Origin of the sequence: Microbacterium ureisolvens, from assembly GCF_019511645.1 — a bacterium.
Lineage (GTDB): Bacteria > Actinomycetota > Actinomycetes > Actinomycetales > Microbacteriaceae > Microbacterium > Microbacterium ureisolvens_A.
In genome coordinates this window covers 131385-148392 of record NZ_JAEUAX010000003.1, presented here as the reverse complement: position 1 = coordinate 148392, position 17008 = coordinate 131385, and the positions used below count along the sequence as shown (strand labels likewise).

11 protein-coding genes and 1 pseudogene are annotated in these 17008 nt (G+C 68.6%); 6 read left to right on the top strand and 6 right to left on the bottom strand.

What is annotated here, in order from left to right; translation table 11 throughout:
* Window positions 1–4 precede the first annotated feature (4 nt).
* The 5 genes from yidC (at window position 5) to JNB61_RS07210 (ending at window position 9164) form a co-directional block, all read left to right on the top strand.
* Window positions 5–1156 carry a membrane protein insertase YidC gene (gene yidC, locus JNB61_RS07230; protein WP_220339197.1) on the top strand — a complete coding sequence of 384 codons (1152 nt, stop codon included), beginning with the start codon at window positions 5–7 and terminating at the stop codon, window positions 1154–1156.
* Window positions 1157–1193: 37 nt separating this feature from the next.
* Window positions 1194–1712, top strand: a complete 519-nt coding sequence (locus tag JNB61_RS07225; protein ID WP_220288920.1) for a Jag family protein — start codon at window positions 1194–1196, stop codon at window positions 1710–1712.
* Window positions 1713–1760: 48 nt separating this feature from the next.
* The gene (gene rsmG, locus JNB61_RS07220) at window positions 1761–2384 is read left to right on the top strand and encodes a 16S rRNA (guanine(527)-N(7))-methyltransferase RsmG (protein ID WP_220289067.1); all 624 of its coding nucleotides are present in this window, start codon (window positions 1761–1763) and stop codon (window positions 2382–2384) included.
* A 4867-nt stretch (window positions 2385–7251) separates the two neighbouring features.
* Window positions 7252–8175 (top strand): ParA family protein, encoded by a 924-nt coding sequence (locus JNB61_RS07215; protein ID WP_220339329.1) that lies wholly within the window; start codon window positions 7252–7254, stop codon window positions 8173–8175.
* Complete coding sequence (locus JNB61_RS07210; RefSeq protein WP_220339196.1) at window positions 8175–9164, top strand: ParB/RepB/Spo0J family partition protein; 990 nt, start codon at window positions 8175–8177, stop codon at window positions 9162–9164. The genes JNB61_RS07215 and JNB61_RS07210 overlap by 1 nt, the downstream gene beginning before the upstream one ends.
* Here the strand turns inward: JNB61_RS07210 and JNB61_RS07205 are convergent.
* Window positions 9159–10423, bottom strand: a pseudogene (locus tag JNB61_RS07205) (RNA polymerase sigma factor). The gene JNB61_RS07210 and the pseudogene JNB61_RS07205 sit on opposite strands and share 6 nt — an antisense overlap.
* 56 nt (window positions 10424–10479) lie before the next feature.
* Between JNB61_RS07205 and JNB61_RS07200 the strand changes: the two are divergent.
* Window positions 10480–10827 (top strand): tryptophan synthase subunit alpha, encoded by a 348-nt coding sequence (locus JNB61_RS07200; RefSeq protein ID WP_159840744.1) that lies wholly within the window; start codon window positions 10480–10482, stop codon window positions 10825–10827.
* A gap of 23 nt (window positions 10828–10850) precedes the next feature.
* Here JNB61_RS07200 and JNB61_RS07195 read toward each other — a convergent pair whose 3' ends face one another.
* From JNB61_RS07195 to JNB61_RS07175, 5 genes are all read right to left on the bottom strand, one after another.
* Complete coding sequence (locus JNB61_RS07195; protein WP_159840746.1) at window positions 10851–11267, bottom strand: YciI family protein; 417 nt, start codon at window positions 11265–11267, stop codon at window positions 10851–10853.
* Window positions 11268–11482: 215 nt separating this feature from the next.
* The gene (trxA, locus tag JNB61_RS07190) at window positions 11483–11806 is read right to left on the bottom strand and encodes a thioredoxin (protein ID WP_045301944.1); all 324 of its coding nucleotides are present in this window, start codon (window positions 11804–11806) and stop codon (window positions 11483–11485) included.
* Window positions 11807–11898: 92 nt separating this feature from the next.
* Window positions 11899–12903 carry a thioredoxin-disulfide reductase gene (gene trxB, locus JNB61_RS07185; protein WP_220288916.1) on the bottom strand — a complete coding sequence of 335 codons (1005 nt, stop codon included), beginning with the start codon at window positions 12901–12903 and terminating at the stop codon, window positions 11899–11901.
* A 138-nt stretch (window positions 12904–13041) separates the two neighbouring features.
* Window positions 13042–14661: a murein biosynthesis integral membrane protein MurJ gene (gene murJ / locus JNB61_RS07180; protein WP_220339195.1), complete on the bottom strand. Its 1620-nt coding sequence runs from the start codon at window positions 14659–14661 to the stop codon at window positions 13042–13044.
* A complete protein-coding gene (locus JNB61_RS07175) occupies window positions 14658–16982 on the bottom strand; it encodes a DUF6049 family protein (RefSeq protein WP_308291218.1) in 2325 nt (774 codons plus the stop codon). Before JNB61_RS07175 ends, murJ begins: the two co-directional genes overlap by 4 nt.
* Window positions 16983–17008 lie beyond the last annotated feature (26 nt).

Genomic DNA, 17008 nt, shown 5'->3' with positions numbered 1-17008 from the left:
CCGCATGGATCTCTTGTCAGCCCTCGCCTCGACGCCGTCGCCGTCGCCCGCAGCGACGAACGGAGGATTCGACCTCTTCGGGATCATCCTGTGGCCGCTCAAGTGGGCCGTCGAGGCGGTTCTCGTCTTCTGGCACTGGCTCTTCACGGCCATCGGGCTTCCGCCTGCCGACGGCATCACGTGGGTCCTCGCGATCATCGGTCTTGTGATCGTCGTGCGTTCGGCGATGATCCCGCTGTTCGTTCGGCAGATCAAGAGCCAGCGCAAGATGATGGAAATCGCTCCTGAACTGCGAAAAGTTCAGGAGAAGTACAAGGGCAAGAAGGACCAGCTCTCGCGCGAGGCCATGAGCCGCGAGACCATGGCGCTGTACAAGAAGCACGGCACGACGCCAGTCTCGAGCTGTCTGCCGCTTCTGGTGCAGATGCCCGTGTTCTTCGCGCTGTTCAGCGTGCTGAACGACGTGACCAAGCACGCGACGGCCGGCATCGGCGGTGTGGGTCTGCTGAACGCGGAGCTCACACAGGAGTTCTACAACGCCAAGCTCTTCGGTGTCGCGTCGCTGCACGAGACGCTGATCGACGCCGTCAACACGGGCAACACCCCCGCGATCATCATCCTCGTCGTGCTCGTCGTGCTCATGATCGCTTCGCAGTTCTTCACGCAGCTGCAGATCATCTCGAAGAACCTCTCCCCCGAGGCGAAGACCGGCCAGGCCTACCAGATGCAGCGCATCATGCTGTATATCCTGCCGCTGGGCTTCATCTTCTCGGGTATCTTCTTCCCCCTCGGCGTCGTCATCTACTGGTTCGTGTCGAACCTGTGGACGATGGGCCAGCAGTTCCTCGTCATCCGCGAGATGCCGACCCCGGGCTCGGACGCCGCCAAGGCTCGTGAGGAGCGCCTCGCGAAGAAGGGCAAGGCGATCGACTCGTCGGGCAAGGTCGTCCCGATGGAGAAGTACCTCGCCGAGCAGCAGCGCCTGTACGAAGAGGCCGAGCGCGCCAAGGCCGCAGCCCCGAAGCGTCAGCAGCCCGTGAGCAAGCAGCGCGCGAAGAAGCAGGGGCAGAAGCAGCCCGGGTCCGGCCAGAAGCAGGGCGGGCAGGTCCCCGGTGGGACCGACTCCGGCACGCCCGGCACCGGCTCCGCCTCCTGAACGCATTCGACCGACGTCACCCCACGAGGATCACCCAATGACCACGTCCCCTGAGTACGCCCCTGCCGACGCGCGCGAAGAGCGGGTCCCCGCGACCGTCGCTCAGCTCGAGGAGGAAGGCGACGTCGCCGCCGACTTCATCGAGGGTCTGCTGGACATCGCCGACATCGACGGCGACCTCGATCTCGACGTGCGCGCCGGCCGCGCCTACGTTTCGGTCGAGGCCCCCTCGGGCGGGTCGGTCGCACTGATCGCGGCGCCCGACACCGTTCAGGCGCTGCAGGAGCTCACCCGCATTGCGGTGCAGAATCGCACGGGTCGCTTCTCGCGGCTGATTCTCGACATCGGGGGTTCGCGCGATGCTCGGCAGAACGAGTTGACCGCTCTCGTCGACCGGGCGATCGCGCGTCTGGATGACGGTGCCTCGCAGGCGTCGTTGCCGGCGATGTCGAGCTACGAGCGCAAGGTGGTCCACGACATCGTGGCCGAGCGCGGTTTCGTGTCGGAGTCGTACGGCGAGGGCGCCGACCGTCACACGGTGATCCGTCGCGGCTGAGCCGCGCGTTTCACGTGAAACACTCGTGCTGAGCTTGTCGACGTGTCGATGATCGAGATCGAGCAGGAACCCGCGGCCGCCGCCGAGATCTTCGGCGACCGCATCGAGGCCGCGCGGCAGTTCGCCGCCGCGCTCGGCCACCACGGTGAAGAGCGCGGACTGATCGGTCCTCTCGAGCCGCCGCGTCTGTGGTCGCGTCACATTCTGAACAGCGCGGTCATCGCTCCCCTGTTTTCAGGCCGAGTGGGAGACGTCGGCTCGGGTGCCGGCCTTCCCGGGCTCGTGCTCGCCATCGCGCGTCCTGATGTCGAGTGGGTGCTGATCGAGCCGATGGAACGCCGCGTCGCGTGGCTGTCGGAACAGGTGGAGTCCCTGCAACTCGACAATGTGGAGGTGCTGCGTGCACGGGCCGAGGACTGGAAGCGCGGACCCGTTCTGGACGCGGTGACCGCACGAGCCGTCAGCGCCCTTCGCACGCTGGTACCGATCACCGCTCCCCTGGTCCGTGACGGTGGTGAGCTCATCCTCCTCAAGGGTACGAGCGCCAACAGCGAGATCGAGGCTGCCGAGAAGCAGCTTCGCAAGTTCAAGATCACCAACCCCCGCGTCGAGATCGTCGGCGAGGCGCTGCTCCCCGAACCGTCGCGTGTGATCCGGGCCACTGTCCGCTGAAACCAACGCGGTCGGTTGTCGGTCGCGTCCGAGCACTGTCGGCACTGATGCCTGCGCAGTGGTCGTTGATCGAGAGATTGCTGCCTCGCCGGTGATGGGACGTGGGACACGGCGTTGGACCGACTGCTGTCGGCCGCGGACGCTGCGGGCGCGGTGAATTGGTCGTCCGCAGTCGACTCGACCATCGCCCGTGCGCATCGCATGCGACGACCATCACGCACATCACAGGGGCATCGTCGAATGACACGAGCCCGGGCCGTCGAATCGCCTGATCGCCCGGTCGGACACTCATGGGCCGGGTTGCCCACGAAGACCCACCGACTCGCCAGGCCTGGGCGACGATGCACCTCGAAGTGCACGGCGCACGTTGGCGCGCGGCCGCCGACTGCGTACCCCTTCCACCCATCCGCCTCGGAAACAGCACTCGCTTCGCCGGAGTAGGCGACTCCAACGGGTGGATCGACCGGATGGGCGTCGGGCACCCCCCTCTTCGTGCGGTCCTTTCGCGCACCGGCTGGTCGTCGAATCAATGCCGCAGCTATGCTCGCCGTCCTCTCTCGCGGCCGAGAGATCACGATCGCACTACCGAGATGAGCCACCCAGGTTTCGGTGTTTCACGTGAAACATGGATCGCGTCTGAGTCCGCGTCTCCGCGTCGGCGACGGGTGGTGCGGTCGAATGCCGGACGAGCCCGTCGTGCGGGGCCTGCGACCGACGATCACACCGCCCGCGTCAGCGCGGGCAGTGCGCGGAGCTTGCCGGCGGTCGTCCCCGAGCGCGACCGGGTCCTCCCCCTCGCTGGGTTCCTACGAATGGCCGCCTACGAAGAGGCGAACGGGCGAGCCGCGTTGAAGGGATGCGCGAGCCGCCGGATCATTCCGCCCCGCGGCGTGCGTGGTTGGGCATGCAGGCCGTGGAACGGGCCGCATGCCCCGAATCACCGGCCACTCGATCGAGCGATCACGGAGCGATGCGCGCTGTGCGGGGTTGCGCATGACACCTGGCGGTCTCCCCCACGCGACAGGGTGAGTAGCTCAGCGTGGTGGCATTTTCCCGTGGTTCTTCATGGTCGTTGACGTGGGAGGCCATTGTGGGATTGCCAGTTGTCTCCGGCATGAAGCAAAGCAGCTCATCCGCACCCTGCACCAACACACCGAGCCCGCACGGCTCGAGCTTTACCTCACCGTCTGACTATCGCCCACCATCGGCAACAACAGAAGTGGCACCACGCCACAGGACCTGACCACGGGACAGGATTCTTGCAGCGGCGTTCGGATGAATGGCCAGGCGGGACGAGTGGGACGACGAACGAGACGCCTTCAACGGATGCTGAGCCGCCGCCGGTTCCATTCAGCCCGTTGGCGAGTGTCGGTCGGGCATGCCGGCTGCGCGATCCAGACGCCGAATCGGCGCACGTCCAGGAGGTCTGCGCGGCCGATGCCGAACCAGGGTGGGAGCCACCGAACGCTTCAGCCGTGGGTTGGGACGCTCGCGTGGGAGAACGGCCGATCGATCCCACGATCAGCGGGCGCGCTCCTCAGGGCGCAGGTTGGCGCATGACCCGGGTGGCCGCGACGCGTCGTCGGTGTTGTCGGCGTGGGAGCGCGACGCGCCGGGTCAAGCTCTCGCGTCAAGGTGATGTGCTGGTCGGCGGTGGGGTGAGGCGCGGCGCAGTTGGCCGGCCGCGTCGCGCCCACAAATCGTCGCCGTTGACGCTGTGTGTGGCGACTGACGCAGAGCCCGAACCCCTCGGGAGGGATCGAGTCGAGGCGCCCGGCGGACAGATTGTTTCACGTGAAACACCCCGCTTACCCGTGGCGCGCGCTGTCGTTCAGAGCGGCACGACCGGCGCCGCGAGCCCGGGTGTCGACGAGCTCGTCTGAGACGTCGCGGTGCCTATGGGACTTGAGCCGGGTGCGGAAATCAACCGCCATCGGCTGGGATGAGACCGTGTTCCTAAAGGCGCTCCCCTGCGCCCGAAAAATGCAATCACCACATATCAGCATGATCGGCCCTCCGATGATCCCGCACCACAGGTCACGGCGATGAGCCACGCGGTGTTGCCGCGGCTGGTGTGGCGCCCGTCTGCGGTGCCGGCAGCCACGCGATGCTCGGTGCCGATGTTGTGCCTCGGGCGGGGTCACTCCAACTCAACTGACAATGCCGACGATGCGAGCTGATCGTCGATGGCGCTGCGTGCGGAGCGATTGAGCGGCGTTGACGCCATCATTGGGCTGCTGCTGGTTGCGCTGCCATTCAAGCGACGCGCAGAGCTTGGCACTCGACACGCATCGCCGGCCGCGCAGCCTGACTCGTCCCCGCTGCTTTCGCAGTCGGGTCGGTTTTGCCCGCTGGGACTTTCGGCGGTGCCCGCTCTTCGCACCGTGAAGGCGGGCTCGGCTACAGCGAGGTGCTGCGGCGACGCCACGCGCTGGCCTACTCGCCTGGATCCCGGCATGCAGCCCCCGCCGCGGTCCGTGCGGGTGAGACAGCCCTCCGCTGGAAGCATTCGTTTCACGTGAAACATCGCTCCTGCGTCCACGCAACCGCCCGTGATCGACAAGGTCAGCGGCGTCGGCACGGTAGTGAATTGATGGCTGACCGTGGCAGCGACCTGAAAATCAGCACGGGACGTCGACGAAGGGAGAGCCAGACCGCGCGGCTGGCTTGGGAGGGTGGCCGAGGCGATCGGGCCAGCGCCCCTGCGGCGGAGTCGTCGACTCGATGCGATCCACCCACCGCCCAGTGCGCTAAGCGCCTGAAACCCGCCGAGGGAACCGGGCACGCGGGGTTCAAGAGCTCAGTGATGTGCGTGAGTTCCTTCATCTCTCGGCTGCGCACGGAGCAGGCTCGAGTGGCCTCGGGCACCGGTGGATGCGCCCCCGGCAACAGTGAGTCAGCGCATACCGAGAGACGGCGAGGGGCGGTGCAGTCGCCGGCCGTGCGCCGAGAAGTCGGCCGTCGCCCATGGTGCTCGGTGGAGCCGAGGCAGGGCTGGCGCGCGCGGCGATCAGCAGTTGGTATGGCGCCGTTCATGCCGCACCGGTCCGGGTGAAGAAGGGCGCCCGCGACCTGTCGTTTCACGTGAAACATCGTCTGGCGTGCCGCCCGCCGCCCATCTCATGCGCGGCTGATGAATGACGTGGAATCGAAACGATGGCGCAGTCGTCAGGATACGGCGATGGGGACGCGCCGCAGCGGTGACACCGGGCCTCTTTACCTCGTCCGGCGCACTCTCCCGCATTATCGGATGCGCCACCACCCGAGCGTTGTCCGCCATCGTTCGTGACGTGGTGGTCGACGCGTGGCGGCTCCGAGTCGTGGCCGGCAAAGCCAATCGCACGCATTCACGGATCTTGTGCCGTGGCTGCATCTCGGGCTCCACCGCGTCGCCCGAACCACCTGATCTTCCCGTCTCCTGTAGGCGGCGCAGCTCGGGTGCGGCAACGAGCGCGCTCGAAGGACGCACGGCCAAAGGGGCAGGTGCGACGGAGACGTATGCCTCCATGCGGTGGGCGGACATGGACGCGAACTCGATGAGGCCCGTCCTTCCCCCGGCTGTCCTCGACAAGGCGGTCGATGACAAGCTGATGCCCCGATCGCGTGGCCTTTCGCGACACGTGCCATGCGCATGCAATGCCAACAGGCGGCGAGCACGACATCCACGTTCGACGACAAGCGCACCCCTGAACTGGAGCTCCACCCTCATGCGATCGCCTCTCAACGCGCTGTGCGGTGAAGGGATGAGTCGAGCGCCCGTGAACGCGGCGGGAAGTTCGATGAGTCCCGTCCAGGGATGACCCATAGCCAGTCTGCCCACCCTGACTGCCGAAGCGCTCGCCGTGCCCGACCTCGCTCACTCGGATGTGTCCCGCCGGATGCTGCAGGCACGAACACACCGAGCCCGCACGCCCCGACCTCTAGCTCACCCGCCTGACCGTCACCCGACTATCGGGCGAGAACGGAAGTGACGACTCCACGCCACGGGATTTGACCGGAATGCTCACGGGGCGACCTGCCGTGCTGAGCTGCGCGCCGCAGGTGCGCGTGTGCGGGCTGCGCCAGGTGCACTCGCAGGTCGCCGTTTCACGTGAAACGCCGCACCCGATTCATGCGCGGCCCTCCGCGGGCAGGTCGCTCCGTGTCGGGCTGGCGGGGCCGGCCTGCGCCAGCCGATAAGCCCGCACGGTCGGTCATGCACGCATCGTGGGCCACAGCATGTGTTTCGCGCCTCGAGGTGCGGACGCGTGGCCCGCTCGCGATCTGTCGGGTCCGTTGACGCGCGGCGAAAGAGCGCGAACCGGATCGGACGCTTCTCGTGAGATGAGGGATTTCTCAGTGTGCTCGAGCGGCGGGTTGGCGGGACCCAACGCGCCGTCCGAGGTTGACTAGAGGTGGCGGATCATCCGCCCGGAACGGTAAGGAACGCATGAACAAGTGGCTCCGGCGGCTGGGAGTGGGGGCAAGGCGGGATAGGGTGGAAGACGATGTTGAGCGGCTCGGGCACGGGGGAGAGTTTCACGTGAAACAACCCGAAGAGGTCCAGGCTCCAGCATCCTTCTCGTCTGAAGAACCTGCGAGGGACTGGACCCCGGAGTCCTCGGTGACCGAGGTCGCACCCGACGAGATCCAGGCCGACGAGACCGATCCCGACCGCGAAGAAGATGTCGCCGCGGCCAGTGGAGGCGCGATCGCCGACCAGGAGTCCTCCCTGGAGGACGCAATCCCCGACGAAGACGCCACTGCCGAAGCTCCCCTCGATGATGAGCGGGCCGACCCCGACAGCGGTGTCGCACCGGACGAGTACGCTGGCTCCACCCCCGCACCGCTTGAGGACTCCACCGTCACGCAGGAAGAGGAATCGCCCATCGCGCAGCACGACGGCGCCACACTCGCGCAGGATGAAGACGACTCCCCCATCGCGCGGGAGCTCGCCGACCTCTCCGCACGCCGCAGGGCGCTGGAAGAGGCCGAAGTCCAACTCACCGGGCGCACCCGAGTGTTCACCGTCTCGAACCAGAAGGGCGGCGTCGGCAAGACGACCACGACCGTCAACCTGGCCGCGGCCCTGGCCGAGCGGGGTGCCAAGGTGCTCGTGATCGACCTGGATCCGCAGGGCAACGCCTCGACGGCACTGGGCGTGCCGCACACCGCCGATACTCCGAGCGTGTATGACGTCCTCATCGACGAGTTCCCGCTCGCCGACATCATCCAGGTGAGCCCGGAGTCACCCAACCTCCTCTGCGCGCCGAGCACCATCCACCTCGCCGGAGCCGAGATCGAGCTCGTGTCGCAGGTCGCCCGTGAGCATCGCCTGCGCGTCGCCGTCGATGACTACCTCGCCGCGAACGCCGGGGAACTCGACTTCATCCTCATCGACTGCCCGCCCTCGCTCGGTCTGCTGACCATCAACGCCTTCACCGCAGCGAGCGAGCTTCTCATTCCCATCCAGTGCGAGTACTACGCACTCGAGGGTCTGAGCCAGCTGCTCGGGACGGTCCGGATGATTCAGAAGCACCTGAACCCGCGACTCCAGTTGTCGACCATCATGCTGACGATGTACGACGGTCGCACGAGGCTCGCGCAGCAGGTTGCTGACGAGGTGCGTGCCCACTTCCCCACTGAAGTGCTCGACACGATCATCCCGCGGTCGGTGCGCGTCTCGGAGGCGCCGAGTTTCGGGCAGTCCGTTCTCGCCTACGATGGACAGTCGGCCGGCGCCATCGCGTATCGCGAAGCGGCTGTCGAGATGATCCGGCGCGACAGCGCCTCGAATGAAAGGGGCGCGTGATGGCAGCGAAGCGCACAGGACTCGGCCGCGGAATCGGCGCACTGATCCCGACCAGCGAGCAGGCCGACGAGCGTCCCGCAGACGTCTTCTTCCCCCGGGCGGTCGCCGTGGCCGAAGCGGAGCCGCCCGTCGACGTCGCCGAGCCCGACGGGCAGGAAGACCTCGTCGAGGTGCCCGGCGCCCGACTGGCGCACATCGATCCGCACGACATCGTGCCCAACCCGCGTCAGCCGCGCACCAACTTCGACCCCGAGCACTTCGCAGAGCTCGTGCACAGCGTGCGCGAGTTCGGCGTCCTGCAGCCTGTGGTCGTGCGGCTCAACGAGAAGGGCGACTACGAGCTCATCATGGGTGAGCGGCGCACCCGCGCCGCCCGCGAGGCCGGCCTCACCTCGATCCCCGCGATCGTGCGCGACACCGCTGACGAGCACCTCCTCCGCGATGCCCTGCTCGAGAACCTGCACCGCTCGGAGCTGAACCCCCTCGAAGAGGCCTCGGCATACCAGCAGCTCCTCGAGGACTTCGGCATCACGCAAGAAGAGCTCGCCACGCGCATCGGCCGCTCGCGTCCTCAGATCAGCAATACGATCCGCCTCCTCAAGCTTCCGGTGCCGGTGCAGCAGCGTGTCGCCGCCGGAGTGCTCACCGCCGGGCACGCCCGGGCGATCCTCTCACTCGAAGACGCCACGGCGATGCAGCGGTTCGCCGACAAGATCGTCAACGAAGATCTGTCGGTCCGTGCCGCGGAGGCTGCGGCGAAGCTTCCGGACGCCTCCCCCACTCGTTCGGCGAAACCGCAGGCAGGCTCCCGCCGGGCACACCTGGACGATGTGGCCGCACGCCTGGGCGACCGGCTCAACACCCGCGTCAAGATCTCGCTGACCGCCCGAAAAGGCCAGATCAGCATCGACTTCGCCACGATTCAGGACCTCAACCGGATCCTCGCGGAGCTCGGTGAGACGGAGTACGGGGCTCTCGACGCCTCATAGCGACAGCAGTGCCCCGGCGCGCCGGCGCAGGGCTTCAGCCTCTGCGGCGTTGCCGGGCAGCTCTGCGGCCGCGAGGAACTCGGCGGCCGCAGCATCCGTTCGTCCGACGCGCTGCAGAAGCTCCGCGCGCACGGCGGGCAGGGGCCGGAAGCCCGGCAGCTCGGGAGCGAGCGCGTCCACGACGGCGAGAGCGGGCTCGGGGCCACGTGCCATGGACAGCGCCACGGCGCGGTTGAGGCGCACGACGGCCGACGGTGCGAGCGACTCCAGTGCGTCGTAGAGCCTCAGTATCTGCTCCCAGTCGGTCTCGGCGAACGCGGGGGCGACCGCATGGCACTGCGCGATCGCAGCCTGCAGGCCGTAGTAGCCGAGGCCCCGGGTCGCAGTATCCGCTCGCTTCATCGCCTCGTTGCCGCGGGTGATCGCCGATCGGTCCCATCGGCGGCGGTCTGTTCCTCGAGAGTGAGTGGCAGGCCCTCGGCGTCGAGGCGGGCGGCGAAGCGTGACGACTGGAATTCCATGAGCGCGATGAGCGACCAGATCTCGGGCTCGCGCGGCATGAGCGCGACCAGCTGCCGACCCAGTCGTACCGCCTCGCGTGCGATGTCGGGCCGAATGAGCCCCTCCCCCTCGGCGGCCGAGTATCCCTCGGTGAAGAGCAGGTAGATCACCTGCAGCACGCTCGCGAGCCGCGTCGGCCGCTCGGCGCGGTCGGGCACCTCGAAGGGCACGCCTTCGGCGGCGAGGGTCCGCTTGGCTCGGACGATCCGCTGCTGCACAGTCGGCACGGTCATGAGCAGGGCCCGCGCGATCTGTTCTGTGGTGAGGCCCGCTACGGTGCGCAGGGTCAGGGCGAGACGCGCCTGGGGGGCGAGCACGGGGTGACAGGCGACGAAGACGAGACGCAGCACGTCGTCGTCGATGCGGTCGGGGTCGGCGTCGTCGGGCACCGAGTCGATCGCCTCGATCGCGAGGGCCTCCGCCACGAAGAGCGGCTCGCGCTGCGTCATCCGCTCGCGTCGCCGCCACCCGTCGATCGCGCGCCGCTTCGCCACCGACATGAGCCATGCGCCGGGATTGTCAGGGATGCCGCTGCCCGGCCATGCGGCGAGGGCCTCGACGAGCGCCTCCTGGGCGAGATCCTCGGCCCCCGCGAAGTCGCCGGTGTGCCGCGCCAGCGCCGAGACGATGCGGGCGGACTCGTCGCGCCACACGGCCTCGACCGCGCGGCGCGCGTGCGCATCGTCGTCGGGGGTCATGCTGTCAGCGTAAACGGGCGGCCCACGGTGTCGGGATCGCCACGTACCCTGGATTGATGGCGAACGACGAGCAGACCCCGCGGCGACGTGCGAGCCTCGAGCTGCTCCGAGCCGAAGCCGCCGACGAGCTCTCGGTGCTGGTGCACGAACGTCTTCGTGCCGGTGAGGACCCGTGGGAGTTCATGGACGATCTGCCGTCCGTCGATGAACTCGTCGTCTACCTGCTCCGAGCCGAGAACATCGCGGCCGACGGCGGGTCGCGGCCGAACGCCAGTCGCCACTACCGCGTTCTGAGGCAGATCGCCCTCGACTATCCGCCGCTCACCCGGGCCGTGTGGTCGCTGCTCGGCGACGCCAACACGCACCGCCGGTGGGACCCGACGGTGCGTGCCGAAGCGAGCTGACGAACTGCGCTGGAGAGGTCGCGTCATGAATTCGCGGCGCGCCACTCCTTCTCCTTGGCGACCCACTCGTCGCTCTGATCGAAGTCGCTGAGTTCGTTGACGCGGCGCACCTCGAGCGCCGTGCCTGGTCCGAGCGGGCATTTGCGTGCCCAGTGCTCGGCTTCCTCACGCGACGCGACCTCGAGGATCCAGTAGCCGGTGAACACCTCGCGCGCCTCGGCGAACGGCCCGTCGGTGACGGCGGGCGGAACCGAGTCGAAGTCGACGCGGAAGCCCTCGGAGGCATCCGACAGACCCTCGGCGCTCAGGAAGACGCCGGCCTTCTGCAGTTCCTCGTTGTAGCGACCCATGGCGGCGTACGCCTCGGCCATGTCGAAGGCCTCGGGGTCGAACGCCGCGGCAGCTTCGGCGCCGACCTGCATGATGAGCATGTAACGCATGGATTCCCTTTCGTCGGGGCGGTGATGGCCCGGTTGGGGCCCCGTTCGGCCCCTTCATCTTGTGCGTCGAACAAGGCTCGCGCAGATCGACACGGCTCGCCGAGAACTCCGGGGGAATCTGGGATGCCGCCTCCACCCTCCTGCGAAAAACCCAGGTAAACGCCGAAAACCCCGCCGAATGGATTCGGCGGGGTTTTCGTCAGAACGTCGGGAACTCAGCCGATGTAGGCCGCGAGGTCCTGCTCGAGAGCGAACTTCGGCTTCGCGCCGATGATCGTCGTCTCGACGGCGCCCTTGTTGAAGACCTTCATCGCGGGGATCGAGGTGATCTGGTACTTCATCGCGAGGTCGGGGTTCTCGTCCACGTTGAGCTTGAGGATCGTGATCTTGTCGGGGTGCTCCGACTGGATCTGGTCGAGGACGGGCGAGACCATGCGACACGGGCCGCACCACTCCGCCCAGAAGTCCACGAGCACCGGACCCTCGGCCTGGAGCACGTCCTGCTCGAACGTGGCGGAAGTCGTCGCCTTGGCGGTCATCTGTGTATCTCCTTCTGTGGGAAGTCTTCCACGCTCATTCAACGCGACACGCGCGAGAAGTGTTCCCGGCTTGCGCGGCGCCGGTCCCCGCGCTAGGCGGCGTCGACCTTGGCGACCGGCTCAGCGCCGGGCAGCCCGTCGATCTCGGCGGCGTCCGGGGCCGGGGCGCCGGCCTCGCCGAGGGCGGCGAGGAAGTGCTCGACGTCGAGGGCCGCGACGGTTCCGCTGCCGGCGGCGGTGACCGCTTGACGGTAAGTGGGGTCGATGACGTCACCGGCGGCGAACACCCCGGGCACCGACGTGCGCGACGAGCGGCCGTCGACCCAGACGGTTCCCTCGGGGGTGAGATCCAGCTTGTCGTGCACGAGGTGTGTGCGAGGGTCGTTGCCGATGGCGACGAACACGCCGTCGAGCGCCAGCTCGCGGCGCGATCCGTCGACCGTGTCTTCGAGCACGACGCCCGTGACCGCGTCGTCCCCCAGGATGTCGACGACCTCGCTGTTCCAGACGAACTCGATCTTCTCGTTCTTGAACGCGCGCTCCTGCATGATCTTCGAGGCACGCAGCTCGTCGCGACGGTGGATGATGTAGACCTTCGACGCGAACTTGGTGAGGAACGTGGCCTCCTCCATCGCGGAGTCGCCGCCGCCCACGACCGCGATCACGCGCTCGCGGAAGAAGAACCCGTCGCAGGTGGCGCAGTACGACACGCCGCGGCCGGACAGCCGCGACTCGCCCTCGATGCCGATCTTGCGGGGCGCCGAGCCGGTGGCGAACACCAGCGCGTCGGCCTCGTGCGAAGCGCCGCTGCCGAGGGTGACCTTCTTGACCGGTCCGTCGATGTCGAGCGACACGACGTCGTCGTACAGCACCTCGGCGCCGAACCGCTCGGCCTGCTCCTGCATCTTCGCCATGAGGTCGGGCCCCATGATCGCCTCGGGGAACCCGGGGAAGTTCTCGACCTCGGTGGTGTTCATCAGCTCACCGCCGGCCTCGACCGAGCTCGCCACGACCAGCGGGCTGAGGTTGGCGCGTGCGGCGTAGATGGCCGCCGTATAACCCGCGGGACCTGAACCGATGATGATGACCTGACGCACGTGCGCACCTTTCCTCATGAAGCCCGGCGAAGCGTCTGATGACACACGCGATGGCTCCGGATGCCTCAACACATGGTAACCGCGTGGCATTCCGTGACCCGTTCCCCGCGCCCCTCGCGGACACATGGGCGAGCGGTCTCAGCGGCGGCCGGGCAGGAGGCGGCGCACGAGGCCTGTGGCCACTGAAAGCTCGGGCGCCCGCAGCAGCGCCAGGAAGCCGACGTACACCGCGATGGAGACCGTGCCGATGACGGCCGCGCCGACCGCTCCGAGCAGCTGACTCGACGCCGTCCAGCCGTCGGGGCCGCCGAACCACAGGAACACGAGCCACCCGGCAGCGGCCGCCGGAATCGCCGCGAGAACGAACCGGCCGAGCGACAGCATCCATGATCCGATCGCCAGGCTCCCGAGCCGCCGGTGCAGCAGCCATGTCGCGAGGACGACCTGGACGATGCTCGAGAGCGACTGGCCCACCGCCACAGCAGCGGCGAGATACTCCAGCCCGATGACGTCGGCGTCGACCAGCGCCCGCGCGCCGAACGCCGTGGCGATGACGATTCCGCACTGCAGCAGCGTGAAGAAGAAAGGCGTGCGGGTGTCGCTGTAGGCGTAGAACGTCCGCTGGATGACGAACAGCACCGCGAGCGGCACGAGCCCGATCAGGTATGCGAGCAGCACCCATGCGGCATCGACGGCGTCGTCGGCCGAGTTCGTGAAGATGCGGGAGGCGGGAACTGCGGCCGCGGCCAACGCGAACGTCGCGATCACGATGAACACGCCGAGGGTGCGGATGCTGCGGCCGATGTCCGCGCGGACGTCGTCGTCGCGGCCGGCATGGGCGTGCTCGCTGAGCTGGGTGAAATAGGGGGTGCCGATGGAGAGCACGATGATCGAGTACGGAAGCATGAACAGCAGCCATGCGTTCGCCGAGACCGCGGCGGCAGGTCCGGCACCGGAGGCTTCCGAGACCACGCGGGATTGCAGCAGCCCCGCCAGCTGACCCGCGACCACCATCAGGAAGGTCCACCCCGCCAGGCGGCCGATCTGACCGAGACCGACCCCGCGCCAGCGGAAGTCAGGGCGCACGTGAAGCCCGGTCCGGCGCCAGAAGAAGAAGAGGATGACCGCCTGCACGACGATGCCGAACGTGGCGGTGCCAGCGAGGAGCACGATCATCGTCTGCGTCCAGTCCACGACCTCCGTCACCGGACCGCCGAACAGCGCGAGGAAGAGGAGGAAGCCGGCGATCGACACGATGTTGTTGACGATCGGCGCCCAGGTGAACGGGCCGTAGATCCGTCGCGCGTTGAGGGCCTCGCCGACGAGCGCATACAGCCCGTAGAAGACGATCTGCGGAAGACACCAGTAGGCGAACGTGGTGGCGAGTGCGAGCTGATCGGGCGCGTAGCCGGGCGCGTAGAGCCGCACGAGCCACGGTGCCGCAAGGGTCGCGAGCACCGCCGCGACGAGCAGGACGACCGTGCCGAGCGTGAACACCTTGGAGATGAACGCGCGGCCGCCGTCTTGGTGGGACGCCGCCTTGACGATCTGCGGCACGATCACCGCGGTGAGCAGGCCGGTGGAGATGATCGCGTAGATGTTGTTGGGAAGCTGATTCGCGGTCGTGAACGCGTCACCCGCGCGGCTGCCGACCGCGCCGACGACGGCCACGAGAACGATGCCGCGGAGAAACCCCGTGAGGCGCGAGACGATCGTGCCGGCGCCGATGAGCACGCTCGCGCGCCCGATCCCGCTCACTTCTCGTTCCCCTCGGTCGTCGCGGGCACGCCGGCCGGGTCGGCCGCGGCCCGAGGCTCACCCCCGACCCCCGGCGTGGCACCTTCGACCTTGGCCCCGGCCTGGGTGTCGACCGTCTCCGGCTCGGACCCCGCGCCCGCCTCAGCGTCGGCATCACCGGGGGCGGCAGCATCCGTCCCCTTCCGTCGACGGCGCATGCGCAGGACGGTGCGGGCGATGCCGAACAGCAGGAGGATTCCGACGAGCACGGCGAGGGCGGCGATGCCGACGGCCTCCCAGTCGGCGTAGACGTTGACCTCGACGGATTGCGGCTGCCCGATCGCGACGAAGGCTGGGCTGCGCAGCTGCAGGGTCAGGGTGACGTCGCCGCGGCCGACGCGGGCCTGCACAGGCACCTCGACGCGCGTGTTGCTCTGCGGTGTCGCGACGATGGGCGTCTCGCCCTGCACGTCCAGGCGCAGGTTGTCGCGTGTCGTGTAGAGCACGAGGTTGACAGGGTACGGCAGGTCGTTGCGCACCCAGAAACGCAGCGCGGCGCTCGAGCCGTAGAGGTCGCTCGGGCTCGTGGGGAGAAGTGCGACGGAATCCAGCGTGGCGGCGGTTGCGGCGCGATGGTCCGCGAGCACGGTGGGCCATGTGGCGTCGCCGACCCACGCGACGCCCAGGAGCTGCAGGATGTCGGCGCGCTCCGGCCCGGTCAGCAGCGACGGCTGATCGAGGATGGTGGCGAATCGCGCGAGCTCGCCTTCGTCTGCGACGAGAGCGGATGCGGCGGCCGCGCGTTCCGGCGAGGACTCGACGTCGGTCAGCTCGACGTCGAAGGCGTCGCCCGCCGCGACCGTGGCGATCGTGCGGGGCGTCACGTCGGGGGCCGAGAAGGCGGCCGAGATCGCCGCGCCGAGGTCGACGCGGGAGCGTCCGTCGCCGCGGCCGACCGTGACCAGGAGCGGGCCGTTCGTGTCGGCCGCCGCGAAGGCGAGGTAGGCCGTCGCGGCGGTCAGCGGTGCACCGCGCAGCCAGGACTCCTCCTCCTGCGATGCGTCGTCGAGGGCGGCCGATATGTCGCTGTCGTAGACGAGCACCTCGCCCTCGCCGACCCGGCCGTGCGCCGACACGGTACGCCCGTCCGAGCCCGCGTCGGTCGTCGAGGAGGGGATGAGGGTCACCGGAGCGGTGCCGTCGGTGGTGGCGATGTCTGCGAGGCGCGAGATGATCTCGGCGTCCGCGGTTCCCTCGGCGGGCCAGTACACGCCCTGGCGAGTGGCGGGGCCGACCGTGAGCAGCTCTTCGGTGCTCGGCAGCGCACTGTCGGGTGCCGGTGTGGGCGTTGGCGCGGGTGCGTCCGACGGAGCCGGGGTGGGTGTCGGAGCAGGCGTCGGTGTCGGAGTCGGCGCCGCGAAGTTCGACTCGGACATGTAGGCGGTGAAGGAGGTGGGCTGGAGCGGCCGGGGCACCCCCGCCTGAAGCTGCGCGGTGACGTCGGCGTCTCCGAACTGGAGGGCAAAGCGCGAGTTCTGGATGCTCTCGAGGCGCGAGAGCCACTCGAGAGCGGACTCGGGCGCCGACGTGCCCAGCACGCGGATCGACGCAGGCACTGCCGGGTCGATCGCGAGGATCGCGGAGGTTCCGGTCACGCCGTCGAGCTGGTTGGTCAGGTCACCGTCGGGGGCGGTGAGCTCGGCGAGCTGCTCCGCGGTGAGGAGGCCCTCGCTGAGGGCGCCCGCCGTGATCGGCACGATCACGCCGATGCCGACGTCCGTCGCCTCGGTGGGCGGGACGATCATCGTGCTCGTTGACGTGACGGTGCCCTCCGGCCCGGGGTACGACGCGGCGAGGGGGTAGACGCCGGGCCCGAGGCCCGCGAGCGCCGGATCGTCGGCGGCGATCGTGATGCCGCGCACCTGGAAACCGCCGGGCTCGACCGCAGCGATCTCGTCGGTGCCGATCTCCTGGAGCGCCAGGTCGGTTGGGGCACCGTCGAGCCAGTCGCCCAGATCGTCGCGATCGGCGATCGGCGTACGCCCCAGCGACAGCGTGACGGCAGCCGGGGCGACCTCGGCATCGGTGCCGTTCTGGATCGACACCGACACGCTCAGCGCGTCGCCCGGGTTCACGATGCCGTTCGCGACGGGCGAGAGTGTGAACACGGTGGTGCCGGCAGGCACGGCGGAGGTCGCGGTCGGCGAGGGCGTCGGCGTCGGGTCTGCGAACGCCGGAGCCGGCAGCGAAAGCCCGGCGAGCACCGCCACGGCCGCCAGGCCGGCGGTCACGAGGCGCGGTGCGCGGCGCGGGGCACGCCGCGGGGCTCGCGGTGAAGTCACGATCATCCTGTCGGGGTTCGCTCCTG